The organism is Mitsuaria sp. PDC51 (assembly GCF_900113225.1).
GTDB lineage: Bacteria > Pseudomonadota > Gammaproteobacteria > Burkholderiales > Burkholderiaceae_C > Roseateles.
Genome location: NZ_FOZE01000002.1, coordinates 1,299,280 through 1,325,050 on the forward strand (window position 1 = coordinate 1,299,280; position 25,771 = coordinate 1,325,050).

The window sequence follows — 25,771 nt, forward strand, 5'->3', positions numbered from 1 at the left end:
AGGCAGGGGAGAACAACAGCCACGTGCATCGTCCGGGAAGGGATCGATCATGAAGCCAACAATGATCCATGGGCTCGCCGCCGCCGCGGCTCTCCTCTTCTGCAGCCAGGCGCAGGCCACCGCGGTGGTGTTCGGCGGCCTCAACGACACCACGACGCTGCTCTACACCAGCACGCTCGACGGCGCCACGCTGTCGGCCACGGTGAAGTTCACGCTGACCAGCTGGTCCGCGACCAGCGCCACCTTCGCGACCATCGTCACGAACAACTCCTTCGGGCCGGGGCAGAACGCGCTGCTGTCGTTCGGCATCGACGTCGTCACGCCGGCACTCCAGGGCGCCACCGCCGGTTCCGGGTGGTCCGCGTCGATCGACGACAACTTCCCGAGCTTCAAGAAGGTCGACCTGTGCGTCTGGGCCGGCAACAACTGCTCCGGCGGACCGATCGGCGACGGGCTGGGCGAGGGAATGATGTCGTCATTCAACCTCGTCCTCACGGCCGAGGCCGGCGGTGATTTCACGCAGGGCATCACCTTCACCAGCCCCTACTCCGCGAAGTTCCAGAGCGTGGGCACGCGCGAAGTCTCGGTGGAATTCGCCGGTTGCGTCGCCAGCCAGCCGGGCTGCGGCGAAGGCGGTGGCGGCGGCTCGGGCGGCGGCGGCGGCGGCAACGTGCCGGAGCCCGACGCGCTGGCGCTGATCGCCATCGCGGCACTCGCCGCCGGCCTGTCGCGCCGGGTGCTGACACGCCCGCTGCGCCGCGCGTCCTGAGACCTGGCTCGGCAGGAAGCCCTCGACAGAAAGCCCGCTTCGGCGGGCCTTCTTGCGTTCCGGCGAGCACTCGCGCCGGTCCGCCCACCTACTTCGTGAAGGACGTCGTCGCCACCGCGGTGTTGCCGGCGGCATCCCTCGCGACCGCCTGGATCGTGTGCGTGCCAGCCGAGGCCTTCTTCAGGTTCCAGGTGAAGCTCAGGGTGGCGCCGGTGCCGCTCGCCACCTGCGCGCCGTCGACGTAGAGGGTCTGGCGGATGCCGGCGTCGCCGGCGTTGTCGCTGGCGCGGGTCGAGATCGTCAGCGTGTTGCCGGCGAGCTTGGCATTGGCCGCAGGCGTCGCGATCGCGATCTCCGGCGGCTGCGTGTCGACCAGCGCCGCATTGGCCACCGTCAGCGTCACCGCCGCGCTGGTGCCGGCATTGCCGGCCGCGTCGACCGCGGTGGCGGTGAGCGTCACCGCGCCGTTGGCGACCCGGGTCGAGTCCCAGCTGAAGCCATAGGGTGCCGAGGTGTCCGAGGCGACGACGCTGCCGTTGACCCGCAGGTCCACGCGGGCGATGCCCTGGTTGTCGGAGGCGCCGACATCGACCGCGACCAGCCCGTTGACCGTCGCGCCGTTGAGCGGCGCGCTGACCGAGACGGCGGGCGGCTGGGTATCGGGCGCGGGCGCGCTCAGCACCGCCTGCATCGCCGCGCCGGCGTTGATGCGGCCCCAGCCGAAATACGGATCGCGCCCGGCGGTGCCGAGATCGACGGCGGTGGTGAACAGCGCGTTCTGGATCGCGCTGCCGCTGAGCGTCGGCCGGGCCGACATCAGCAGCGCGACGGTGCCGGCCACGACCGGGCTGGCCAGCGAGGTCCCCCACCAGGCGCCGTAGCTACCGCCGCGCTGGGTGGTCCAGATGTTCTGCCCGGGCGCGGACAGCGCGACGAAGTTGCCGTAGCTCGACCAGCTGGTCCTGGCATCGGTCTCGTTGGTGGCGGAGACCGGGATCATGCTGGCCGTGGGCGTGATGCCTTCGTCGATGCCGTTGTTGCCCGCCGCGACCACGACCAGCCCGCCCTTGCTGCGCAGGTAGTCGGCAGAGCTCTGCACCGAGACGCTGCCCGCGACGCCGCTGTAGCTGATGTTGGCCACGCGGGCGCCCTGGTCCGCCGCCCAGCTCAGGCCTTGCGCGACGGTGCTCCAGTAGGCATAGGCATTGGGGTCGGCGATGCGCACCGGCATCAGCTGCGCCTGGCCGGCGACGGCCGCGACGCCGATGCCATTGTTCACGGCCGCCGCCGCCGCGCCGGCCACCGCCGTGCCGTGGCCGTGGACATCGCTGGTGTCGGCGTTGCCGTCATAGAAATTCCAGCCCGGGACCATGCGGCCGGCCAGGTCGGGATGGCTGGCGTCGATGCCGGTGTCCAGGATCGCGATCTTGATGCCGGCGCCCTGGGCGGTGTCCCAGGCCTGCGGCGCATTGATGCGCACCAGGTGCCACTCGCTGCCCATGTAGGGGTCGTTGGGCGTCATCGCGGGCGACACCCGCATGTCCAGCTCGGCCGTCTTGAGCTGCGGATGGCGGGCCAGCGTCATCGCCACCGCGGTCTCCGAGGCATTGGGCGGCAGGTCGACGATGGCGACCTGCGTGCGGCCGATGCGACGCGCCTTGCCTCCGTGCGGGCCGAGGATCTTCGCCAGCGCCTTGTCGTCCAGGCCCGCCCGCGTCTGCACCAGCAGCCGCTGGCGCGCCCAGCCGTTGGCCGTGCCGGCCGCGGGCGGCGGCAGCTCGAGCTCCGTCTGCGGGCCGCCGGGCCGGATGCGCAGCGCCTGCGCGAGCGCGTCGAAGGCATCGGGCTTGCGCCGGCTCAGGCGCGTCAGCACGCGGCCGTCGACAGTCAGGGCGACGCAGGTGTCGCCCTCGCAGAACACCAGGGCGCTGGCCTCGTCGGTCGCCTTCCACGACGACAGGTCGAGCCGGTCGCAGAGCAGGTTGCCGATCAGCGCGTGGCGGATCTCGTCGTCGTAGCGGTACTGGCCGTTGACGCCGGCGCGGCTGAGCATCACCAGGTCGTCGATGCGCAACTGGTCGATGCGGCGGACGAGCGCCTCGCGCACGGCGGGGCTCAGGTCGGTATAGCGCTCCAGGCCCTGCGATGGCGACAGCTCGTTGCGCAGTTGCTCCGGACGCGCGGGCGCGCAAGGCGGCGTCGAAGCCGGCGTGGCCGCGGCGGTGGCAAGGACGAAGGATGCAAGCACGGACATGGCGGTCTCCTCCGCCCCGAGCGGCGGTCCCCGGCCTGCGGAGCCGTCCCTGCGGAGCTCGTTGTCGTCCCCCTGACGGCGGCCGGCGCGTCTGCGCGCGCACGGTCGGTCTCTCGCAGCAAGGCCCGGGCCAGAACTGCAAGTGGGGACGGCGATTGAGGTTTTTCCGTCGGCCCCGGCGGGACGGCGCGCGAGTGTCAAATCCGTCGACAGCGCGGAGGCGTCATGGCCTCACGGCCGCGCCGCATTGCCGCCCGCGTCAGTGCGCCTGCGCGGCCAGGCGCAGCCGGCGGTGCACCGCCCGCGCCTGCGGCACCCAGCCCAGTCGCGCCCAGCGGCGCCACATCAGCAGCCCGCGGATCCATTCGTCCGCCGCATAGGCGATCCACAGGCCGACCAGGCCCAGCCCGAGCACCTCGCCCAGCAGCCAGCTGCCGCCGGCCAGCACCACCAGCATCGAGCCCGCGCCGACCATCACCGGATACTTCGCGTCGCCGGCGGCGCGCAGGGCGTTGATGACCACGAGGTTGAAGGTCCGCCCCGGCTCCAGGATCACCGTGATCCACATCAGCACGGCCGCGCTGGCGAGGATGGCCTCGTCGTGGGTGAACAGCGTCAGCAGCCATGGCGCCGCCGCCGCCGCCGCGCCCGCGACCACCACGCTGATCGCCAGCCCGCGCGCCAGCGCGCGGCGCACCAGCCGGTGCGCCTCGTGCAGCTGGCCGGCGCCGATCAGGTGGCCGACGACGATCTCCGCCGCGAAGCCGGTCGCCAGGCCGGGCAGCAGCACGAAGTACATCAGCTGCGAGGTGTAGCTGTGCGCCGCCAGCGCCGACGCGCCCAGGTGCCCGGCCACGGCGATGCTCACCATGTAGGCCAGGCGGTAGGCGATGTTCTCGGCCGCGCCGGGCAGGCCGATGTGCAGCACCGCGGCGAGCTCCGCGCGCGGCAGCCGCCACCAGTCGGAGGCGCGCGGGCGCAGGTCCAGGCGCGCGCGCCACAGCCAGACATGCAGGCCCAGGCCGAAGGCGCGGCTCAGCGCCAGCGCCAGGGCGAAGCCCGGCAGGCCCAGGCGCGGCATCAGCAGCACCGACAGCAGCAGCTGCGCCACCTGCATCGCCACCAGCACCAGCAGCGTGTCGCGGCTGCGCAGGTGGGCGCGCATGACGCTGGCCATCGAGGCATTCCAGGCGTCCAGCATCAGCGCCGGCGCCAGCGCCATCAGGAAGGGCTGCGCCAGCGGCAGCACTTCCGCCGGCGCATTCATCAGGCGCAGCAGCGGGCCGGCGAACAGCAGCGCCATCACCGCGGTGGAGCCGCCCAGCCAGCTGCTGGCGCCGAGCGCGGCGCGCGCGGTCGCGTCCGCCACCGCGCGGCGGCCGCTGCCCAGCGCCTGCGTGATGACCACGCTGATGCCGGCGCCGATGATGCGGAAGAGGATGAACAGCGTGGCCGCCAGCTGGTTGGCCAGCGCGAAGGCGGCCCCGGCGGGATCGGAGATCCGGGCCGCCATCATGGTGCCGATCACGCCGACGGCGATGCCCAGGCAGAGCTCGAGGAACAGGGGCCAGGCCAGCGAGAACAGGCGGGGCGACGGCGGCGTGTGCGAGGGGGACGACATGGTGCGGCGGCGGGAGGCGGACGCGCGCCGCCGCTGACAGCGGTGGACACGAGCGCGGGATTCTCTCGTGGCGTCGCCGCGCCCGGGGGCCGTAACCGCGATGAAACCGACCGGGCCGTCGACGTTGTCGTTTCGCCGCCACCGGGCGGTGGCGAGGCCGGGCCGCGTGCGCCGTATTGGCCGTATCGGTCGGGCGGGGACCGCGTGCGGCGGGGGCGCCGCTCAGGCGGCCGAGGGTCCGGCCGGCGCGGCCACCGGGCACATCGGCAAGCCGCCAGCGAGGAAGGCGCCGCGTTCGGCGTCCAGGGCCGGGCGCAGCGAAACCAGTTCCGCGCGCTCGCCATAGAGCTCGTCGAGCTCCTCCAGCAGCAGCGCGCGCACCGCCGCCTCCGCCGAGGGCGGCAGGGCGCGGACCCATTGGCGGTCGCGGCCGTCCAGGCGATAGAGCACCACCCAGATGACGCAGGTGTCGATGAAAGCGGACATGCGCGCAGCCTAGTCGAGCCACCGCGCGAAGGCGATGGGGGCGGCCCGGCCGGGGTGCGCCATATTCATCGAAACCGGGCCCCGTGACGCGGCGGCGGCGGCCGGTCGTGACGGAAGTCCGCCGGCGGCCGGTCGCGATGAGCGGCCGCGCCTAGCGCCATTCGATGACGGACACGCCCAGCCCCACCCGCGATTCGCGGAAGTTGTAGTCGATCAGGCTCTCGCCGTAGCCGCTGAACAGCTGCAGGTAGCCGTGCAGGCCGCCGCCGATCGGGAAGGCCCATTCCAACTGCGCGGAGCCGCGCGAGCGGTCGCCGAAGCGCAGGCTGTGCCGCGCCGTCAGCGCCAGCACGTGGCGCCCCAGCTTCTGCGTCACCAGCACCTCGCCGCGGCCGACGTAGTCCTGGATGCGCGGGTTGTCGTCGCTGCCGCCGTTCAGGATCCGCCACCAGGGCCGCAGGCTGACGGTGGTCTCGCCGTGTTCCAGGCTCAGGTCGCCGATCAGCCGGTTCCAGCTGCGCGACAGCGGCGCCGCCCGGCCGTTGGACTGGTGGTTCAGGCTCAGGCCCACCATGCTGGCCTTCCAGCCGAAGGGCAGCGCCACGTCGGCGCCGTGGGTCACGATCAGCTCCGGCTCGTAGTTGGTCTCGCGGAACGGCCGCGACACGCGCCCGTTGTAGACCTGCCAGCGCGAGCTCTGGGTGTAGGCGCCCCAGACGGACAGGCTGCCGTGGTCGTCGAGCGACCAGATCTTGGACTTGAGGCTGATCTGGAACTTGGCTTCGTTCTTGTCCAGGTCCAGCGCCTGCACCACGCCGTTGTCCGGCGTTTCGGACGACGGCGCCGGGGAGCGGTTGGAGCGCGAGGTCCAGGACACCGGCAGCAGGTAGACCGGCTTGTAGGGCCGCGGCAGGAAGCGCGGGAGCTGGTCACGGCAGGACAGCTCCCAGCGCTCGGACAGCGTCGAGCCCAGGTAGTTGCGGGCGCTGCCCGAGGCCTCCGGCAGGCGCGAGCACGGATCGTCCACCCGCGGCACGCTGGCCGCGGCCGCCACCGGCAGCGCGGCGGGCACCGGCACCGGCGCCGCCTGCGCGACCGCCGACGGCGGCGCCGCGTCGGGCGCGCGGCCATGCAGGCGGTCGTAGCAGGCCAGCCGGGCGTCGTTGTCCGGGATGGCGGCGCACTCGGACGGCGTCTTCGCCGCCGCGGCGGCGTTCAAGGCCGGGGTCTGCGCCGGCAGCGCCGCGACCTGCGCCGACGCCTCGTCCGACCAGGCGGCGATCAGTGCCGCCAGCACCGCCGCCGCCCACGTCATCGCCTTCGCGAGGCGCAGGCGCCACGTCCTCATCGACACCATCGTGCATCCGTCCTAGTCCAGTCGAAGCGGGCGGGATGCAAACGGCGTTCCCGGCCCAGGCGGCAGAACTTGCCGAGGCACGCTCCCTAGAATCGGCCGCCATGCAGCCGTCCACCGCCCCCGTTTCCTTGTCGACCGCCCCGGCGCCGGGCAAGTCCTGGCCCCACTGGCACCACCGGCCCCGCTGGCCTGCATGGGCCGCCCTGGCCGCGCCGCTGCTGCTGAGCGCCTGCGCCCAGTGGTCGCGCGCGCCCCAGGCCCCGGCCACCACGCCCCAGGCCGTGCCGGGCGGGCCCTTCGCGCCCGCCGCGCTGCAGGCCTTGCGGCCGGAGCAGTTCCGCTCCACCGTCGGCAGCGGCGCCGACGCGCAGGCGCGCTGGATCAACGACCGCGCCCGCATCCGTACCGCCGCCGCGCAGGCACTGGCCGCGCCGCAGGACGGCGCCGCCCTGCGCGAACTGGCGCAGGCGCTGCGACTCGTCGCCCATTACCGGGCCGAGATCGACACCGCCCGCCAGGCGCTGCTGGCCGCGCTGCCCGCGCTGGACAACCAGCCGGCGGAGGTCCAGCGCCCGCTGCTGACGGCCGCCTTCACGCTCTACGCCTTCGACGCGGCGCCGCTGCTGCGTCCGCTGCTGCCGCGCCTGGCCGCGCCGCGCGAATTCGCGATCGCCGCCTATGCGCTGATGCAGACCCGCCAGCCGGCGGACCTGGCGCTGATCCAGTCGCAACTGGCGCAGCGCGACCGCGACGAGCCGCGCCTGCAGGCGCTGGCCCAGGCCCTGGCGACGGCGCAGGGCGTCCCGCAGCCGGCGCGTCCGCCGCTGGCCGATCTGCTGGCGATCCGCCCCGGCTACCCGGTGGTGTTCAGTTTCCAGCGGCCGGGCCGGCAGCAGATGGGCCTGGCGCTGGTGCGGCAGGCCGACGGCCGTTTCGTGCGACGCGCCGATGGCGGTCTCTTCAACATCGAGCAGCTGGCGCTCTCCAGCAGCGGCCTGCCGGGCACGATCACGCTGGGCAACACTCCGCAGGGCCTGTTCACCATCCAGGGCGCCGGACGCGCCGCCTCCAACATCTGGATCGGCCCGACGCCTTACCTCCACACCAAGGTGCCGGGCGAAGCCAGCGTTGCCGAGTACGAACAGCGGGTCCCCGGCGCCAACGAGCCGCCCTGGACGCTGGACCGCTACCGCGCGCTGCTGCCCGCGTCCTGGCGCGACTACGCCCCCTTGCAGGAGGCCTGGCTGGCGGGCCGCGCCGGTCGCGACGAGATGCTGATGCATGGCAGCACCATCGATCCGCGCTACTACGTCGGCAGCCGCTTCTATCCGGGCACGCCGTCGGACGGTTGCCTGGTGGCGATGGAGTACTGGTCGCCGGAGGGCACGATGGTGCACAGCGACCAGATCGCGCTGCTGCAGGCCTTCAGCGCCCAGGGCCGTGACCGCGGCTACATGGTGCTGGTCGAACTGGACCCGGCCCCCACGCCCGTCGCCCTGGCCGAGGTGATCCAGTCCGTGCTCGACGCCGAGGCCCGCACGCCCGGGCGCCGGTGAGGCTCGAACAGGGCGTGAGGTTCGCGGACGCGAGGCCTCATGCCCTGGTCGGGCCTGCGCGCCGAAGGTGGCAGTCCTTGCCAGAGCCCTTGCGATCACCACCGGTTATGGCGTTCCCGCGCCGTTTCATTGGCAGCCGCCGGGCGCGCCCACTAGAGTAGGCCGCACCATGCCCGATTCCCCGCAGCCTCTGAACACCGAAGCCCCGAGCGAGCATCACCCGGATCTGGACCTGTATGAGAGCCTGCGCCTGATGGAGGTCTTCATCGACGACCAGCGCGCGGCCGTGGCGGCGGTGCGCGCGGCGGCCGGGGCGCTGGCGGCGGCCGTGGACGCGGCGCTGCCGCGGCTGGTCGCCGGCGGGCGCTTGCTGTACGCGGGCGCGGGCACCTCGGGCCGGCTCGGGGTGCTGGACAGTGTCGAGCTGGTGCCGACCTTCTCCTGGCCGCGCGAGCGTGCCGTCGCGGTCCTGGCCGGCGGCGAGGGCGCGATGTTCGTGGCCGTCGAGGGCGCCGAGGACGACGAGCCGCAGGGCCGCCGCGACCTGGAGGCGCTCGCGCCGACACCGGACGACGTCGTCATCGGCATCGCCGCCTCGGGCCACACGCCGTATGTGCTGGGCGCGCTGGCGGCTGGGCGCGCGGCGGGCGCGCTGACGGTCGCGCTGGCCAACAACCCGGGCGCCGCGGTGCTGGCCGCCAGCGATCATCCGATCCTGCTGGACACCGGCGCCGAGGTCATCTCGGGCAGCACGCGGCTGAAGGCCGGCACGGCGCAGAAGATCGCGCTCAACAGTTTCTCGAGCGCGCTGATGGTCCGCCTGCACAAGGTCCACGGCAACCTGATGGTGGACATGAAGGCGACCAACGCGAAGCTGGTGCGCCGTGCGGTCGCGCTGACGATGCGTGCCAGCGCTGCCGACGAGCCGGCGGCGCGCGCCGCGCTCGAGCGCTGCGGCTTCCACGTCAAGACGGCGATCGTGATGCTGCGGCGCGCGATCGATGCGGAGGCGGCCCGCGCGCTGCTCGCGCGCCATGCGGGCAATCTGCGCCAGGCGCTGGCCGAGCGCTGATCCGCAAGCGGCCCTCGCACGCAAGCGCGGCAATCCCCATGCGGCCGCCGCTGCGTTTGCACCGACACTGAGGCCCATGTCCGCCGCGCCTGTTTCTCCCGCTTCTCCCGTGACTCCCGCTTCGCCGTCGCCGCGAGGTCCCTGGGCCTGGGTGCCCACGCTGTACTTCGCGCAGGGCATGCCTTACGTGGTTGTGATGACGCTGTCGGTCATCATGTACAAGAACCTGGAGATCTCGAACACCGACATCGCGCTCTACACCAGCTGGCTTTACCTGCCCTGGGTCATCAAGCCGCTGTGGTCGCCGCTGGTCGAGCTGCTGGGCACCAAGCGGCTGTGGATCGTGACGCTGCAGTTCGCGGTCGGCGCGGCGCTGGCGATGGTGGCGCTGACGCTGCCGATGGAGCGCTTCTTCCAGCTCTCGCTGGCGGTGTTCTGGCTGATGGCCTTCGCCTCGGCCTCGCACGACATCGCCGCCGACGGCTTCTATCTGCTGGCGCTGGAGAAGCATCAGCAGGCCGCCTTCGTCGGCGTGCGCTCGACCTTCTATCGCGTGGCCAACATCGGCGGCCAGGGCGGGCTGGTGTGGCTCGCGGGCGAGCTGCACGACCGCGGCGGCAGCTGGGCGCTCGCCTGGCAGGGCGTGATGGCGGTGCTGGCCGGCGCCTTCCTGCTGCTGGCCGCCTGGCACCTGTGGCGGCTGCCGAGACCGGCCGTCGACGCGCCGGTGCCGCCCGCCGAGCGCCGCTGGGCCACCTTCTTCGAGATCTTCCGCGCCTTCTTCCGCAAGCCGGGGCTCGCGGTCACGCTCGGCTTCCTGCTGCTGTACCGCTTCCCCGAGGCGCAGCTGTTGAAGCTGGCCACGCCCTTCCTGCTCGATCCGCTGGACCAGGGCGGCCTGGCGCTGAGCAACAAGGAGGTCGGCCTGGCCTACGGCACGATCGGCCTGATCGCGCTGACGCTGGGCGGGTTGCTCGGCGGCTGGATCATCTCGCGCGTCGGACTCCGGCGCGCGCTGTGGCCGCTGGTGCTCGCGATGCACCTGCCCAACGTGGCGTTCCTGGCGATGGCCTGGGCGCATCCGGGCAGCCTCGCCCTCATCAGCGCGGCCCTGGCGGTCGAGCAGTTCGGCTACGGCCTGGGCTTCACCGCCTACCTGATGTACATGGTGCTGGTCGCCGAAGGCCCTCACAAGACTGCGCACTACGCGATCTGCACCGGCTTCATGGCGCTGGGCATGATGCTGCCCGGCATGTGGAGCGGCTGGCTGCAGGACCAGCTCGGCTACCTGCACTTCTTCGGCTGGGTGCTGCTTGCGACGATCCCGTCGCTGGTCATGACCGCGCTGATCCGCATCCCCGAAGGCTTCGGCCGCAAGGAGCCCGGCGCGTGAGCGCGGCCGCGCCCGGCATGCGACCGGCGGCTGGCGAGCGGCTGCTGTCGCTGGACGCCTTCCGCGGCTTCGCGATCGCGGCGATGCTGCTGGTCAACAACCCGGGCGACTGGTCGGCGCTGTACGCGCCGCTCGGCCACGCGCAGTGGCATGGCTGGACCTTCACCGACTGGATCTTCCCGTTCTTCGTCTTCATCAGCGGGATCTCGATGAGCTTCAGCCTGGCCCGCCGCGGCCAGGTCGACGACCGCGGCGCGCTGCTGCGCCATGCCTGGCGACGCGGGACGACCATCGTCCTGATCGGCCTGCTGCTGAACCTGTTCCCGTTCTTCCACTTCGAGACGGTGCGGCTGCCGGGCGTGCTGCAGCGGCTCGGACTCATCACGATCCTGGCGGCACCGATCGCGCTGTGGTGTGGCTGGCGCGCGCAGCTGGCCGTGTTCATCGGCCTGCTGCTGGGCTACGGCCTGATCCAGACCTTCGTGGCCGTGCCCGATGCGCAGGGCGTCTGGCACCGCGGCTCGCTGCAGCCGGGCGAGGACGTCGGCGCCTGGCTGGACCGGGCGCTGCTGGGCGGGCATCTGTGGGTGAAGAGCAAGACCTGGGACCCCGAAGGCCTGTTGAGCACGCTGCCGGCCGTCGCGAGCCAGATCGCCGGATTGCTGGCGGGCCGCTGGCTCGCGCGACGCGGCCGCGATCCCGCCGAGAAGGCGATGTGGTTCATGGTGGCGGGGCTGGGCTGCCTCTGGGCCGCCCAGGTCCTCGATGCCTGGACGCTGCCGATCAACAAGAATCTGTGGACGCCCGCCTTCGTTTTCCTGACCACCGGCTGGGGGTGCCTCGTGTTCGGCGTGTTCTACTGGCTCCTCGATGCCGCGCCATTGCCCCGGATGCGCGACGCGATGGCGCGGCGCTTGCAGCCGCTGGTGGTGTTCGGCATGAACGCGCTGTTCCTGTTCGCGCTGTCCGGGCTGGTGGCCCGGCTGCTCGGGCTGGTCCACGTCGCCGAGGGCGTGTCGCTCAAGGCCTGGCTCTTCGCGCCGCTGCGCGCGCTGCCGGTGGATCCGCGTTTCGCGTCGCTGCTGTTCGCCGCCGGCTTCGTGGCGGCGTTCTACGGCATCGCGTGGGCGATGTGGCGGCGCGGCTGGATCGTGAAAGTGTGAGCGGGCCGCACGGCGCCGCCGGATGAAGTTTCGATGCGACGACGACAGTGGATGACCGCGGCCCTGGCCGCACCGGTGTTCGGCAGCCTGGGGACGGCGCTGCCGGGTTGCTCGACGGGACGGTCGAGCGCCGTGCCGGCCCGGACCGAGGCCGCCACCGCCGAGGACGGCCCGCCGCCCGCGCCGCGCGAGTTCCGGGCCGCCTGGGTGGCGACGGTCGCCAACATCGACTGGCCCAGCCGCCGCGGCCTGAGCGACGCCGCGCAGATCGCCGAGATCCACGCGATCCTGGACCACGCGCGGGCGCTGCGCCTGAATGCGATCGTGCTGCAGGTCCGCACCAGCGCGGACGCGCTGTACCGCTCCACGCTGGAACCCTGGAGCGAGTACCTGTCCGGCGTCCAGGGCCAGGGACCGGGCTACGACCCGCTGGCGCTGTGGATCGAGCAGGCCCGCGCGCGCGGTCTTGAACTCCACGCCTGGCTGAACCCGTATCGGGCGAAGCAGAGCGGCGGCAAGTCCGCCCCCGCCGCCACGCACCTGAGCCGCACGCGGCCGGACTGGGTGAAGAAGTACGGCGACCAGCTCTGGATCGATCCCGGTGAACCGGGCGCCGCCGACCACACGCTGGCGGTCTGCCGTGACCTGCTCACCCGCTACGACGTCGACGGCCTGCACATCGACGACTACTTCTATCCCTACCCCGTCCAGGACGCGGCCAAGCAGGACATCGACTTCCCCGACGACGCGAGCTGGCTGCGCTACGTCCGAGGCGGCGGCACGCTGGCGCGGGCCGACTGGCGTCGCGACAACGTCGACCAGCTGGTGCGACGCTTGTACGAGCTGGTGCGCGAGCTCCGGCCGGCGGCGCGCGTCGGCATCAGTCCCTTCGGCCTGCCGCGGCCCGACCTGCGGCCGGCGGGCATCACCGGTTTCTCGCAGTACGACAAGCTCTACGCGCACGTCGAGCACTGGATGGCCATGGGCTGGCTGGACTACCTGGCGCCGCAGCTCTATTGGCCGCGCGCGCAGAAGCCGCAAGCCTTCGAGCCGCTGATGCGCGCGTGGCAAGGGCTCAATCCGCTGGGGCGGCACGTCTGGCCGGGGCTGTTCACCAGCCGCGCCGGCAACGAGGCCGATGGCTGGCCGCTGGAGGAAATCGCCGAGCAGGTGGCGCTCACGCGCGCCGCGCCGGGCACTGGCGGTCACCTGCACTTCAGCATGGTGGCGCTGCTGAAGAACCGCCGCGGCATCGCCGACGCGCTGCGCGACGGGGCCTATGCGCAGGCGGCGCTCGCGCCCGCCACGCCCTGGCTCTCGGCGCCCGCATGCGGCGCCGTCTCGCTGTCGCGCGAGCCGGACGGCGCGCTGCGGGCCTCCGCGGCGGGCGCGCCGGCACGTGGCTTCGCGCTCTGGCGCCGCGTGGCCGGCCAGGCCTGGCGCTTCGAGGCCCTGCCCCCGGACGGTCGCATCCCGCGGCCCTCGCCGAGCGAGGCGCTGGTGCTGTCCGCAATCAATGCGATCGGTGAGGAAGGCCCTCGCACTTCGTTCGTCGCCTGAACGCAGGGCCTTCACTGTCGATTCGGCGCAACGACCGACCCCGGCGGCGTGCGCTCATCAGCCCTAGGGGAAACCCTCGAACATCGACGCCGATCGGCGGGTTGCGCCGCGGGGCGCGCGCCCCGTCCCAGGGCGCTGTTGCGCTTCGGTGTGGCGTCAGTGCCTCACCTGAAAACGCCAGTGAACACTTGTCACAGCTCCTCAACATTGGCTATCCAGACTGCGCCGCTGACGCGTTGGTGAGGCCGCCGTGAGCGCCCCGAAAAAGGGCTCGAATGAGGCATTGACGACGCGCTGTGAAGGAGAGGTCTCCCGATATTGCCGCATTGATGTGGCAGGTTTCGGCTGGTAGGCTTTTTGCTTCATAAGCGGAGATGGCGCGCCCAAGAGCGCGCCCGACGCAACAACAAACGAGGGCGGGCATCGCCGCGACGCGCACCACATCGCGTTGAAGTCGGCGACGGAAAACGTTTGCGGAACGTTCACAGCCCCTCGGAACGGGTTTCGGTCTGACGTCGCACAGGAGCACAGGAATGAATCAGAAGGATTGGTTGGGTTTTTCGCGGACGGCGCTGGCCGCCGCGGTCGCCATCGTGGCGGCCGCGCCGGTGATGGCGCAGAACACCACCTCGGCCATCGGCGGCCGCGTGGTCGGCGCTGACGGCAAGCCCGTCGCGGGCGCCACGGTGGTGATCCTGCACAAGGAGTCCGGCTCCTCGAACACGCAGACCACCGATGCCGACGGCCGCTACAACGCGCGCGGCCTGCGCGTGGGCGGTCCGTACACCATCACCGTGACCAAGGGCGGCGACCGCGAGGTCAGCGAGAACGTCTACCTCGCCCTGGCCGAGACGCTGGGCCTGGACGTGCAGCTGGGCAAGAGCTCCACCCAGCTCGAGACCGTGGTCACCACGGGCAGCGCCACCGCGGCGAAGTTCAACAACTCGACGATGGGCTCGGGCACGCAGATCAACCGCGCCGAACTGGACGCCTACGCGTCGATCGCGCGCAACCTGCAGGACTACGCCCGCAACGATCCCCGCCTGGCGCAGACCGACAAGGAACGCGGCGAGATCTCGGCGATGGGCCAGAACTCGCGCTACAACTCGATCACGATTGACGGCGTCGCCATCAACGACAGTTTCGGCCTGGAAGCCAACAACCTGCCGACGGCCAAGCAGCCGATCTCGATCGACGCGATCCAGTCGGTGCAGGTCAACCTGTCCAACTACGACGTGACCCAGAAGGGTTACACCGGCGCCAACATCAACGCCGTCACCAAGTCGGGCACCAACGAGTTCAAGGGCAGCGTCTATTACGTCTACCGCAACGACGACATGGTGGGCAAGCGCTTCGACCGCGGCAACCAGCGCTATACCGATTTCCTGCCCTTCAAGGAAGACACCAAGGGCTTCACCCTGGGCGGCCCGATCCTCAAGGACAAGCTGTTCTTCTTCGTCAACTATGAAGAGCTGAAGAGCAACCGCGCCCAGCCCGAGTTCGGACCGATCGGCAGCTCGCTGACCAACAACGCGATCTCGCAAGGCCAGCTCGATGCGATCACCCAGACCGCAAAGAACGCCTACGGCATCGACACCGGCTCGGTGATCGGTCAGTCGCAGCTGTCGGTCAAGGACTATCTGGCCAAGATCGACTGGAACATCAACGACAACCACCGCGCCAGCATCCGCGTCGCGCGCACCGAGCAGTCGGACACCAACAACGGTTCCTTCGGCGGCTACAGCGCGACCGGCCTGCAGATGACCTCGCAGTGGTGGCAGCAGAAGAAGAAGATCGACACCGTCGTCGGCCAGTGGTTCGCCGACTGGACGCCGGACTTCTCGACCGAGCTGAAGATCTCGAACCGGGACTACAACAGCGTTCCGCAGAACAACAGCAACCTGCCCGCGATCGGCATCCGCTTCAACGGCGCGCTGCCCGACGGCGCCCCGGCCGGCGCGAGCACCGGCAACCGCTTCGTGAACTTCGGCACCGAGCAGAGCCGCCAGTTCAACGTGCTGGACACCAAGACCCTGGACGCCTACTTCGGCGCGACCTGGATCAAGAACGACCACGAGATCAAGTTCGGCGGCGACCTGCAGCGCAACAAGATCTACAACGCGTTCTTCCAGAACGTGAACGGCAACTACACGTTCGGCTGCGAAAGCGCTTGGACCTACAGCTTTGGCGCGATCAACTGCAACACCGCCTCCGCGGCGCAGGTGCAGGCGGCGGTGCTGGAGAACTTCACCCGCGGTCGGCCCTCGAGCTACCAGGTCCAGGTTCCCGTGGCCGGCGGCACGCTGGATGACGGCATCGCCAAGTGGACGCTGGGTCAGACCGGCGTGTTCCTGCAGGACACCTGGAATGTCTCCAAGGACCTGAACATCACGGCCGGCTTCCGCGTCGACCAGCTGAGCACCAACGACAAGCCGACCTACAACGCCGCCGCAGCCGCGGCGGTCGTGCCGGGCGCGGTGACGGGCGCCAGCAGCGTGACGCGTGCCACGGGCGGTTTCGGCCTGGACAACTCGACCACCGTCGACGGCGAAAACCTGTTCCAGCCGCGCTTCGGCTTCAACTACGCGCTGGACAGCCGCACCGGCCACAAGAAGCAGATCCGCGGCGGCGCGGGCCTGTTCCAGGGCGCCGCGGCATCGGTCTGGCTGACCAACCCGTACTCCAACACCGGCATGGCCACGCGCCTGGTCGGTTGTGGAACGGCCGGTCTGAACGCCTGCTCGGGCACCGCCTCGGGCGTGTTCAGCGCTGATCCGAACAACCAGCCGATCCTGGCAGGCGCAACGCCGGCCGCCAACGTCGACTTCATCCAGAAGGGTCTGGGCCAGCCGTCCGTCTGGAAGATGAACCTCGCCTACGACGCGGAGCTGCCGTTCTTCGGCATGAACTTCGGCGTCGAGTGGGTCTACACCAAGGTCAACACCGGCATCTACTACCAGCACCTGAACCTTGGCGACCCGACCGCCACCGGTCCTGACGGCCGCTCGCTGTACTACACGCCGCAGAGCTACAGCCCGAACTGCTGGACCAACACGAACGGCAGTCTGAGCACCACCGGCGCTTGCGCCAACGGCCGCTCGCGCGCACTGTCCAACGCATCGTTCGGCAACGTGACCCTGGCCACGAAGACCAAGAAGGGCGACGGCAACGCCATCACCCTGTCGTTCCAGCGTCCGGCCCGTGACGGCTTCGGCTTCGGCGTCGCCTACACCTACACGGAAGCGTCGGAAGTCAGCCCGCTGACCTCGTCGGTGGCGAACTCCAACTTCAACTCGCGCGCCGTCTTCAATCCGAACGAGAACGTGGCCGCCAACTCGGCGTACATGATCCGCGACCGCTTCACCGCCAACGTGACGTGGCAGAAGGCCTTCATCAGCAACCTGAAGACCAACGTCGGCCTGTTCTGGGAAGGCCGTCGCGGCAAGCCCTACAGCTGGACCTTCCTGAACGACATGAACGGCGACGGCGTCGCCGGCAACGACCTGCTGTACATCCCCGCCTCGCGCGGCGCGGCGGGCGTCAAGTTCGCCACCCCGGCGGACGAGGCGGCGTTCTGGAACATCGTCGACAACAACCCCGACCTGTCGAAGTACAAGGGCGCCGTGGTGCCGCGCAACAGCTCGTTCTCGCAGTTCGTGAACAGCTTCGACCTGCGCGTCAGCCAGGAAGTCCCCGGCTTCTTCCCGCAGCACAAGGGCAAGGTCACCTTCGACATCCTGAACATCGGCAACCTGCTCAACAAGAAGTGGGGCCGCATCGACGAAGTCACCTTCCAGTCCGCCGGTGGCAACCGTCGCAGCTTCGTGAACTTCGCCGGCATCGATGCCCAAGGGAACTACGTCTACCGCACCAACGCCAACGCGATCAACGACAACCTGGCCATCCGCCAGGTCAAGGGCGAATCGCAATGGGCCATCCAGGTGACGGCCGCCTACGAGTTCTGATCGACGCACGATCGATCACGCTCCCTGCGGGCGACCGGCCTCGACGGCCGGTCCTCGCGGACACCACGGGCTCCTTCGGGAGCCCGTTTTTCATGGCGGCCATGAGCCCAACTCATACCCGCCCCGCGCATTGACAATGGCGGGCCCGCGACGCGCCTCTTAAGCTCCGCGCGCCACGCCCTCCCCCATGAGCCTCACTCCCGACGCCACCGCCTCCGCCCACGCGCCCGACCGGCCAGGCAGCGCGCGCGCCGGCGCCGGGCTCGGCCTGGGGCTCGACGCCGGCGGCACGCAGACGCGCTGGGCGCTGTCGCGGCCCGACGGCACGCTGGTGGCGCGCGGCGAGGTCGGCGGCTTCAGCGCGTTGCTGCTGGACAGCAGCGCCGGCCGCGTGGCGCTGGCGCAGACGCTGCAATCGCTCGCCGCCGCAGTGATCGCGCATGCGGCGCCGGGCGCCCTGCGCGGCCTGCAGGCCGGCATCACCGGGCTCGGCGAACCCGACGGCCCCGCCGGCCGGCAGCTGCGTGCGCTGCTGGCGCAGCAGCTGGGCCTGGCGCCGGCGCAGATCCATTGCGACAGCGACATCGCCCAGGCCTGGCATGCGCTCTACCGCCCCGGCGAGGGCTACCTGGTCTACGCCGGCACCGGCGCGATCGCGGCCTTCATCGACACGGACGGCACGCTTCACCGCGCCGGCGGCCGCGGTCCGCTGCTCGGCGACGAAGGCGGCGGCCAGTGGATCGCCCGCGAGGCACTGGCGCTGGTCTGGCGACGCGAGGACGAGGCCCCCGGCGCCTGGACGGATTCGGCGCTGGCGCGCCATCTGTTCGACGAACTCGGCGGCGCGGACTGGCCGACCACCCGCGCCTTCATGTACGGCGGCGACAACGCGGCACGGCGTGGCTCGATCGGCCGGCTCGCGCTGGCCGTCGCGCGCGCGGCCGAGGCCGACGATCCCGACGCCCTCGCGCTGCTGCACCGCGCCGGCCGCGAGCTCGCCCGGCTGCCGCTGGCGCTCGTGCGCCGCCTGGGCGTGCGTCCCGTCACCGCCGCCGGACGTGTGCTGCAATTGCACCCGGCGATCGAGGCCGGCCTGCGCGCCGCGCTGCCGCACGACCTGCCCCTCGCCGTTCAACAACCCGACACCGCCCTGGCCGCTGCGCGGCGCGCGGCCCTCGCCCCATGAAGACCAAGCTCCTGACCCTCGCCGCCGCCGCCCTGCTCGCGGCCTGCGCCTCGCCCACGCTGCAGATCGACAAGACGCATGTCTCCGAGAACCAGGACAGCCGCGCGCAGTTCCTGATCCTCCACTACACGGTGCTCGACTTCGACAAGTCGATGAAGGTGCTGACCACCGGCGGCAAGGTCTCCGCTCACTACCTGGTGCAGGACAACCCGTCCAAGGTCTACCAGCTGGTCGACGAGAACCGCCGCGCCTGGCACGCCGGCGTCAGCTACTGGGGCGGCGCGACCAACCTGAACTCGGCCTCGATCGGCATCGAGATCGTCAACGCCGGCTTCACCGACACGCCGCTGGGCCGCGTCTACGCGCCCTATCCGCAGAAGCAGATCGACGACGTCATCCAGCTGACCCGCGAGATCGTCGCGCGCCACGGCATCCGTTCCGATCGCATCCTCGGCCACAACGACATCGCGCCGGGGCGCAAGCAGGACCCGGGTCCGGAGTTCCCCTGGAAGCAGCTCGCCGACGCCGGCCTGATCGCCTGGCCGGACGCGGCGCAGGTGCAGATCAAGCGGGCGATCTACGAGGTCGGCCCGGTGCCCGACGTCAACTGGTTCCAGCAGCGCCTGGCGCAGGTGGGCTACCAGACGCCGCGCACCGGCGAGTTCGACGTCGCCACCCGCGAGGTGATCAGCACCTTCCAGATGAAATACCGTCCGGCCAACTTCGCCGGCGACATGGATGCCGAGACCGCCGCGCTGCTGGAGGTGGTCACCACGCCCGGCGGGATGCTCATGAAGCAGCCACGCGCCGCGGATTCGCAGGTGCGCTCGGCGTATTGACCTGGCGCCGCCTGCCTTGCTGAACTTCTTCCTCCGCCGCCTGGCCACCTTGCTGCCGACGCTGATCGGCGTGACGCTGGTCGCCTTCGGCCTGATCCGACTGGTGCCGGGCGATCCGATCGCGATCATGATGGGCGAGCGCGCGCTGGACGAGGCCACGCATGCGCGGCTGATGCACGAGCTCGGCCTGGACCAGCCGCTGTGGCGCCAGTACGCGGACTATGTCGGCGGCCTGCTGCACGGTGACCTGGGGCGATCGCTGGTGTCGCACGAGCCGGTCTCGCACGAATTCCGCGCGCTGTTTCCGGCCACCGCCGAGCTGGCGCTGTTCGCGCTGCTGCTGGCGATCGTGCTGGGCATGGCCCTGGGCATCGCCGCGGCGCTGCGTCGCGGCTCGCTGCTGGACCAGGGCGTGATGGGCGTGGCCACGGTCGGTTATTCGATGCCGGTGTTCTGGTGGGGGCTGATCCTCATCATGCTGTTCTCGGTCGGACTGGGCTGGACGCCGGTGTCGGGCCGCATCGCCGTCGAGTACGACGTGCAGCGCGTCACCGGCTTCATGCTGATCGACGCGGCGCTGCACGACGAGGCCGGCGCCTGGCGCTCGGCGCTGCGCCACCTGCTGCTGCCGGCGCTGGTGCTGGGCACCAGCACGACGGCGGTGATCGCGCGCATGACGCGCTCCAGCCTGCTGGAGGTGCTGCGCGAGGACTACATGCGCAGCGCCCGCGCCCGCGGCCTGTCGCCGGCGCGGGTGGTGCTGGTGCACGGCCTGCGCAACGCGCTGATCCCCGTCATCACGGTGATCGGGCTGAAGGTCGGCAGTCTGCTGGCCGGCGCGGTGCTGACCGAGACCATCTTCAGCTGGCCCGGCATCGGCAAGTGGCTCATCGACGCCATCGCGCGCCGCGACTATCCGGTCGTGCAGGCCGGCATCCTGATCTCGGCCTGCACCTTCATCGCGGTCAACCTGCTGGTGGACCTGCTGTACGGCGTGGTCAATCCGCGCATCCGCAAGCAGGGCTGAGATGAGCATGAGCGATCCCACCCGCCCGGCGCCGACGAGCCTCCCACCCGAGGTCCCGCCCGTCATGGCGCCGCCGGTGCTGCCGCCCGGCCCGCTGGCCGAGTTCTGGCGCGGTTTCTCCGCCAACCGCGGCGCGCTGGTGGCGCTGGTCGTGTTCACGCTCCTGGCGCTGGCGGCGCTGCTCGCGCCCTGGATCGCGCCGCACGATCCGGTGAGGCAGTACCGCGAGGCGATGCTGACCCCGCCGCTGTGGATGGACGGCGGCCAGACGCGCTTCCTGCTCGGCACCGATGAACTCGGTCGCGACCTGCTGTCGCGGCTGCTGCACGGCGCGCGCGTGTCGCTCGGCATCGGGCTCGCCTCGGTGGTGCTGTCGCTGATCCCCGGCGTGCTGCTGGGGCTGCTGGCGGCCTTCCACCAGCGGCTGCTGGCGCCGGTCGTGATGCGGCTGATGGACGTGATGCTCGCGCTGCCCGGCCTGCTGCTGGCGATCTGCGTGATCACGGTGCTCGGGCCGGGCCTGATGAACACGGTGATCGCGATCGCCGTCGGCAGCCTGCCGGAGTACGTCCGGCTCACCCGTGCCGCCGCGCTCGCCGAGCTCGGCAAGGACTACGTCACCGCCAGCCGCGTCGCGGGCGCGTCGACCTGGCGGCTGATGTTCTCGACGGTGCTGCCCAACTGCCTGGCGCCGCTGATCGTCAACGCGTCGCTGAGCTTCTCGGCCGCGATCCTCGAGGCCGCCGGCCTCGGCTTCCTCGGCCTGGGCGTCCAGGCGCCGATGGCCGAGTGGGGCACGATGCTGTCGTCGGCGCGCGACTACATCGTGCGCGCGCCCTGGGTGGTGACGCTGCCCGGGCTCGCGATCCTGGTCTCGGTGCTGAGCGTCAACCTGATGGGCGACGGCCTGCGCGACGCGCTCGACCCGCGCCTGAAGAGGGTCTCGTGATGCTGGAGATCCGTGACCTGCGCGTGCGCTTCGGCGCCTTCCCGGCGGTGGACGGTGTCGACCTCGATGTCGCGCCCGGCGAGGTGCTGGGCATCGTCGGCGAATCGGGCTCCGGCAAGTCGGTCAGCATGATGGCGCTGATGGGGCTGATCGACGCGCCCGGCGTCACCAGCGCCGCCTCGCTGCGCTTCGAGGACCAGGACCTGCTGGCGATGCCCGCGGCCGCGCGCCGACGGCTGGTGGGCAAGGACATCGCGATGGTGTTCCAGGATGCGCTGGCCTCGCTCAACCCGAGCTACACCGTCGGCCACCAGATCGAGGAGGTGCTGCGGGCCCACCTCGGCCTGCGCGGCGCGGCGGCGCGCCAGCGCGCGCTGGAGCTGCTGCAGCAGGTCGAGATCCCCGACGCGGCGAGCCGGCTGGGGGCCTATCCGCATGAACTCTCGGGCGGCATGAACCAGCGCGTGATGATCGCGCTGGCGATCGCCTGCTCGCCCAAGCTGCTGATCGCCGACGAACCGACGACGGCGCTGGACGTGACGATCCAGGCCCAGATCATGGACCTGCTGCTGCGCCTGCAGCGCGAGCGCGGCATGGCGCTGGTGATGATCACGCACGACCTCGCGGTGGTGGCGGAGATGGCGCAGCGCGTGGCGGTGATGTACGCCGGCCAGGTGGTCGAGACGGGCCGGCTGCCCGATGTCTTCGAGTCGCCGCGGCATCCCTACACGGCGGCCCTGCTGGCCGCGATCCCCGAGCACAACCGCGGCGGACGCCGCCTGCAGGCGCTTCCGGGCATCGTGCCGGGCGCGCTCGACCGGCCGTCGGGTTGCCTGTTCTCGCCGCGCTGCCCGCGTGCGCAGGACCGCTGCCGCGCGCAGCGTCCGGCGCTGGACGCCGGCGTGCGCTGCTTCTATCCGCTGAGCGAGGAGACCGCCGCATGAGCGCCGCGGACGACGCGCCGACGCCGGCGTCCTCGATGTCCGGGGCGGACGCGACGACAGGCGCTGCGCCGGTGCTGCAGGCGCGCGACCTGGCTCGCCACTACCGCGTGAGCCGCGGCTGGTTCGCGCCGGCCGCGACGGTGCGCGCGCTGGACGGCGTGAGCTTCGAGCTGGCGGCGGGCAAGACCCTGGCGGTGGTGGGCGAGTCAGGCTGCGGCAAGTCCACGCTGGCGCGGGCACTGACGCTGATCGAGGCGCCGAGCGCCGGCACGCTGCGCATCCATGGCCGTGATGCCGCCGACGCGGCCGCGCGCAAGGCCTTGCGGCGCGAGGTGCAGATGGTGTTCCAGAACCCCTACGCCGCCTTGAATCCGCGCAAGACCATCGCGTCGACGCTGGCGGAGCCGCTGGTGATCAACACGACGCTGGGCCGTGCCGAGCGGCGGGAGCGGATCGAGGCGCTGGCGGCCAAGGTCGGCCTGCGGCCGGAGCACCTGCAGCGCTACCCGCACATGTTCTCGGGCGGCCAGCGCCAGCGCATCGCGATCGCGCGGGCGATGGTGATGCAGCCCGGCATCGTGGTCGCGGACGAGCCGACCTCGGCGCTGGACCTGTCGATCCAGGCGCAGATCCTCAACCTGTTCATGGACCTGCAGGAGGAGTTCGGCACCGGCTACGTGTTCATCTCCCACAACCTGGCGGTGGTGGAGCATGTGGCCGACGAGGTGATGGTGATGTACCTGGGCCGCGCGGTGGAACACGGCGACAAGCGCCGCATCTTCGCGCGGCCGCTGCACCCGTACACGCAGGCGCTGATCAGCGCGACGCCGGCGCTGCGCCCGGCCGACCGCCGCCAGCGCATCCGCATCCACGGCGAGCTCCCGAGCCCGCTCAAACCCCCGACCGGTTGCGCGTTCCACCAGCGCTGCCCGCTGGCCCTCCCGCGCTGCGCCGAGGTCCGCCCCGAACTGCGTGAGCTGGACGGGCGGCTGGTGGCGTGTGATGTGATCTGAGCCTGCGATGGCGCGGGGGGAACGCGACTCAGCCCCCGTTCCAAGTCAGCAATTCGACTGGTCGATGCGATTGCCGATCCGAGCGGGTCCAAGTGAAATGACGTCCCCTTCGTTCCGACAGGTGACCTCATGCCCCTCCGTACGCCCGAGATCTCTACCCCGCCCTTGAGCCGTCCCTACCGACCGCGCCTCGAGGCGACACCCATAATCGTCTCGCCTGAAGGAGCCGATATGGAAGCCAGCGACCACGAACTCACCGTCACCCTCTCCGAGTTCAAGAAGCAGACGGCGCTCGTCCTGGACGCCGCCAACCATCGGCCGATCACCGTGCTTCGCAACGGCCATGCGGCCTTCTACGTGATGGATCCCCTCCTGTACGAGGCCATCATGGACGACCTCGCGGACCAGGCCACCTACAAGAAGACGATCGAGCGCCTCGCGGACAAGTCCACGCTGATCGAGGTCGACCTTGACGAACTCTGAACCGCCACCGGGACCCCGCCCGTATGGCCTGCGCTTCCTTCCGCAAGCCTGGGATGAATGGCGGGCGCTGGACGGATCGATTCGCCAAGCGCTCAAGGGCTTGCTGATCAAGCGACTGCATCGTCCTCATGTGCCGGGGTCGGCGCTGAAGGGCGAGCTCTCCGGCCTCTACAAGATCAAGCTGCTGCGGCAAGGCATCCGCCTCACTTACGGCGTCGAAGACGGCCTGCTGATCGTCATCGTGTTTTGCGTCGGCAAACGGGAAGGCGCCTTGGCCTACCGCATGACGCTGGTCCGCCTCAAGCAGGCGAGAGGGGCGGGCAACGGGCTACCGCTGAAGCCAGCGCCCGCATAACCCGGTGTTATGGTCCAACCGCCCCATTTCAGTTGTGACCGTCGCGCCCGCGTTTCGACAATGCGCCGGCTAGCCCTCCCCCCGATGCGCCCTGCCCTTTCCCTCTCGCTGGCCGCGTGGCTGCTCGCGGCACTGCCCGTCGTCCAGGCGGCCGATGCCGCCGCGCCCAAGCCGCTGGTCTACTGCACCGACGCCAGCCCCGAGGGCTTCGATCCCGGCCTGTGGGATTCCGCCAGCACCAACAACGTCAACAACCAGATGTTCCAGGGGCTGGTCCGCTTCGAGCGCGGCGGCACCGCGCTGCAGCCGGCGCTCGCCACCGCCTGGACCATCAGCCCCGACGCCCGCGTCTTCACCTTCACGCTGCGCGAGCACGTCCGCTTCCACACCCGGCCGTGGTTCACCCCCACACGGCCGATGAACGCCGACGACGTGCTGTTCACCTTCGGCCGCTTCCTCGACCGCGAGCACCCGTTCAACAAGGCCTTCCCCGCCAACTTCGTCTATCCGCAGAACCTGGGCCTGGCCAAGGCGATCACGAAGATGGAGAAGCTCGACGACCGCACCGTCCGCTTCACCCTCGCGCAGCCCAACGTCACCTTCGTCACCTGGTTCGCGATGGCCTTCGCCGGCATCCAGTCGGCCGAGTACGGCGCCCAGCTGCTGCGCGAGGGCAAGGCCGCGCAGATCAACCGCCTGCCCATCGGCACCGGCCCCTACCGCTTCCGCAGCTATGCCAAGGACGACGTCGTCCGCATGGAAGCCAACCCCGACTACTGGGGCGAACCGCAGAAGACGCAGAAGCTGATCTTCACCATCAGCCGCGAAGCCGCGGTGCGGGTGCAGAAGCTGCTTGCCGGCGAATGCCAGATCACCTCGCCGCTGCGCGACATCGACGTCGCCGCCATCGACCGCCATCGCGAACGCATCCGGCTCGAGAAGATCCAGGCGCTCAACATCTCCTACCTGTCCTTCAACCTGCGCAAGCCGCCGACCGACAACCGGCTGGTGCGTGAGGCGCTGGACATCGCCGTCGACCGCGACGCGATCTTCCGCGCGCTGTTCCCGCGCGGCGACGCGATGCAGGCGGTCAACCCGTTCCCGCCGGCCATCCCCGGCTACAACCGCGCGCTGAAGAACGAGTACGACCCCGAGCGCGCCAAGGCCTTGCTCCGGCAGGCCGGCTTCCCGGACGGCCTGGACATCGACCTCTGGGCGCTACCCGTCACGCGCCCGACCAATCCCAATGGCCAGCTGATGGCGCAGCTGATCCAGCAGGACTGGGCCCGGATCGGCGTGCGCGCGCAGATCCGCACCTACGAATGGGGCGAGTACCTCAAGCGCGCCAACGCTGGCGAGCACTCGGTCTACATGAGCGGCTGGTCCGGCGAGAGCGGCGACGCCGACGACTTCCTGACGCCCAACCTCAGCTGCGCCACCAACAAGTCGGGCGTCAAGTTCTGCAACCCCGAGTTCGAGCGCCTGATCGACGCGGCCCGCGCCACGCCCGACCAGGCGCGGCGCATCGCGCTCTACGAGCAGGCGCAGGTGATCTTCAAGCGGGAGCGCCCGTGGATCACGATGGCACACTCGACGGTCTACATCCCCACCAGCAAGGACCTGCGCGGCTTCAGGATGCAGCCCAACGGCGGGGTGGTCTTCGAGAACGTCTACCGTGAATAAGCCTGCTCTTCCTCTTCGCGCGCCGGCCCGAGCGCCGGGCCGCCCCCGGCCGGGCCGGGCCCCCTCGGGGGGCCGGACGACGTATTCGTCGGACGG

20 protein-coding genes are annotated in these 25,771 nt (G+C 70.9%); 16 read left to right on the top strand and 4 right to left on the bottom strand.

Annotated elements, in window-relative coordinates; translation table 11 throughout:
• Positions 1 to 49: 49 nt before the first annotated feature.
• Positions 50 to 769, top strand: a complete 720-nt coding sequence (locus BM393_RS17115) for a cistern family PEP-CTERM protein (RefSeq protein ID WP_141225372.1) — start codon at positions 50 to 52, stop codon at positions 767 to 769.
• Positions 770 to 857: 88 nt separating this feature from the next.
• Here the strand turns inward: BM393_RS17115 and BM393_RS17120 are convergent, their stop codons facing one another.
• The 4 genes from BM393_RS17120 to BM393_RS17135 form a co-directional block, all read right to left on the bottom strand.
• Positions 858 to 3,023, bottom strand: a complete 2,166-nt coding sequence (locus BM393_RS17120) for a S8 family serine peptidase (protein WP_254783483.1) — start codon at positions 3,021 to 3,023, stop codon at positions 858 to 860.
• A 259-nt stretch (positions 3,024 to 3,282) separates the two neighbouring features.
• Positions 3,283 to 4,644 (bottom strand): MATE family efflux transporter, encoded by a 1,362-nt coding sequence (locus BM393_RS17125; protein WP_091728982.1) that lies wholly within the window; start codon positions 4,642 to 4,644, stop codon positions 3,283 to 3,285.
• Between the two features lie 222 nt (positions 4,645 to 4,866).
• Positions 4,867 to 5,130 (bottom strand): hypothetical protein, encoded by a 264-nt coding sequence (locus BM393_RS17130; protein WP_091728987.1) that lies wholly within the window; start codon positions 5,128 to 5,130, stop codon positions 4,867 to 4,869.
• Between the two features lie 151 nt (positions 5,131 to 5,281).
• Complete coding sequence (locus BM393_RS17135) at positions 5,282 to 6,478, bottom strand: phospholipase A (RefSeq protein WP_141225373.1); 1,197 nt, start codon at positions 6,476 to 6,478, stop codon at positions 5,282 to 5,284.
• A 110-nt stretch (positions 6,479 to 6,588) separates the two neighbouring features.
• On the opposite strand from BM393_RS17135, the gene BM393_RS17140 reads away from it, so the two are divergent.
• The 15 genes from BM393_RS17140 (at position 6,589) to BM393_RS17210 (ending at position 25,675) form a co-directional block, all read left to right on the top strand.
• Entirely contained in the window at positions 6,589 to 8,043 is a 1,455-nt protein-coding gene (locus BM393_RS17140) for a hypothetical protein (RefSeq protein ID WP_091728995.1), read from the top strand.
• A 169-nt stretch (positions 8,044 to 8,212) separates the two neighbouring features.
• A complete protein-coding gene (locus tag BM393_RS17145) occupies positions 8,213 to 9,115 on the top strand; it encodes an N-acetylmuramic acid 6-phosphate etherase (RefSeq protein WP_091728998.1) in 903 nt (300 codons plus the stop codon).
• A 109-nt stretch (positions 9,116 to 9,224) separates the two neighbouring features.
• Positions 9,225 to 10,508 carry an MFS transporter gene (locus BM393_RS17150; RefSeq protein ID WP_256382281.1) on the top strand — a complete coding sequence of 428 codons (1,284 nt, stop codon included), beginning with the start codon at positions 9,225 to 9,227 and terminating at the stop codon, positions 10,506 to 10,508.
• Entirely contained in the window at positions 10,505 to 11,671 is a 1,167-nt protein-coding gene (locus BM393_RS17155) for an acyltransferase family protein (protein ID WP_254783484.1), read from the top strand. The genes BM393_RS17150 and BM393_RS17155 overlap by 4 nt, the downstream gene beginning before the upstream one ends.
• A 33-nt stretch (positions 11,672 to 11,704) precedes the next feature.
• The gene (locus BM393_RS17160) at positions 11,705 to 13,231 is read left to right on the top strand and encodes a glycoside hydrolase family 10 protein (RefSeq protein ID WP_091729005.1); all 1,527 of its coding nucleotides are present in this window, start codon (positions 11,705 to 11,707) and stop codon (positions 13,229 to 13,231) included.
• A gap of 533 nt (positions 13,232 to 13,764) precedes the next feature.
• On the top strand, positions 13,765 to 17,196 hold the full coding sequence (locus tag BM393_RS17165) for a carboxypeptidase regulatory-like domain-containing protein (protein WP_091729008.1): 3,432 nt from the start codon (positions 13,765 to 13,767) through the stop codon (positions 17,194 to 17,196).
• Between the two features lie 187 nt (positions 17,197 to 17,383).
• Positions 17,384 to 18,382, top strand: coding sequence for an N-acetylglucosamine kinase (locus tag BM393_RS17170; RefSeq protein ID WP_091729010.1), 999 nt, complete (start codon positions 17,384 to 17,386; stop codon positions 18,380 to 18,382).
• The gene (locus tag BM393_RS17175) at positions 18,379 to 19,221 is read left to right on the top strand and encodes an N-acetylmuramoyl-L-alanine amidase (protein ID WP_091729013.1); all 843 of its coding nucleotides are present in this window, start codon (positions 18,379 to 18,381) and stop codon (positions 19,219 to 19,221) included. Before BM393_RS17170 ends, BM393_RS17175 begins: the two co-directional genes overlap by 4 nt.
• A 16-nt stretch (positions 19,222 to 19,237) precedes the next feature.
• The gene (locus BM393_RS17180; protein ID WP_091729016.1) at positions 19,238 to 20,248 is read left to right on the top strand and encodes an ABC transporter permease subunit; all 1,011 of its coding nucleotides are present in this window, start codon (positions 19,238 to 19,240) and stop codon (positions 20,246 to 20,248) included.
• Positions 20,249 to 20,312: 64 nt separating this feature from the next.
• The gene (locus BM393_RS17185) at positions 20,313 to 21,197 is read left to right on the top strand and encodes an ABC transporter permease subunit (RefSeq protein ID WP_091729019.1); all 885 of its coding nucleotides are present in this window, start codon (positions 20,313 to 20,315) and stop codon (positions 21,195 to 21,197) included.
• A complete protein-coding gene (locus tag BM393_RS17190; RefSeq protein WP_091729022.1) occupies positions 21,197 to 22,141 on the top strand; it encodes an ABC transporter ATP-binding protein in 945 nt (314 codons plus the stop codon). The genes BM393_RS17185 and BM393_RS17190 overlap by 1 nt, the downstream gene beginning before the upstream one ends.
• Before the next feature lie 35 nt (positions 22,142 to 22,176).
• Positions 22,177 to 23,154: a dipeptide ABC transporter ATP-binding protein gene (locus tag BM393_RS17195; protein WP_091731733.1), complete on the top strand. Its 978-nt coding sequence runs from the start codon at positions 22,177 to 22,179 to the stop codon at positions 23,152 to 23,154.
• A gap of 231 nt (positions 23,155 to 23,385) precedes the next feature.
• The gene (locus BM393_RS17200; protein ID WP_091729025.1) at positions 23,386 to 23,637 is read left to right on the top strand and encodes a type II toxin-antitoxin system Phd/YefM family antitoxin; all 252 of its coding nucleotides are present in this window, start codon (positions 23,386 to 23,388) and stop codon (positions 23,635 to 23,637) included.
• Positions 23,624 to 23,992, top strand: a complete 369-nt coding sequence (locus BM393_RS17205) for a type II toxin-antitoxin system RelE/ParE family toxin (RefSeq protein WP_091729028.1) — start codon at positions 23,624 to 23,626, stop codon at positions 23,990 to 23,992. Before BM393_RS17200 ends, BM393_RS17205 begins: the two co-directional genes overlap by 14 nt.
• Positions 23,993 to 24,076: 84 nt before the next feature.
• Positions 24,077 to 25,675, top strand: a complete 1,599-nt coding sequence (locus BM393_RS17210) for an ABC transporter substrate-binding protein (protein WP_091729031.1) — start codon at positions 24,077 to 24,079, stop codon at positions 25,673 to 25,675.
• Positions 25,676 to 25,771: the final 96 nt, after the last annotated feature.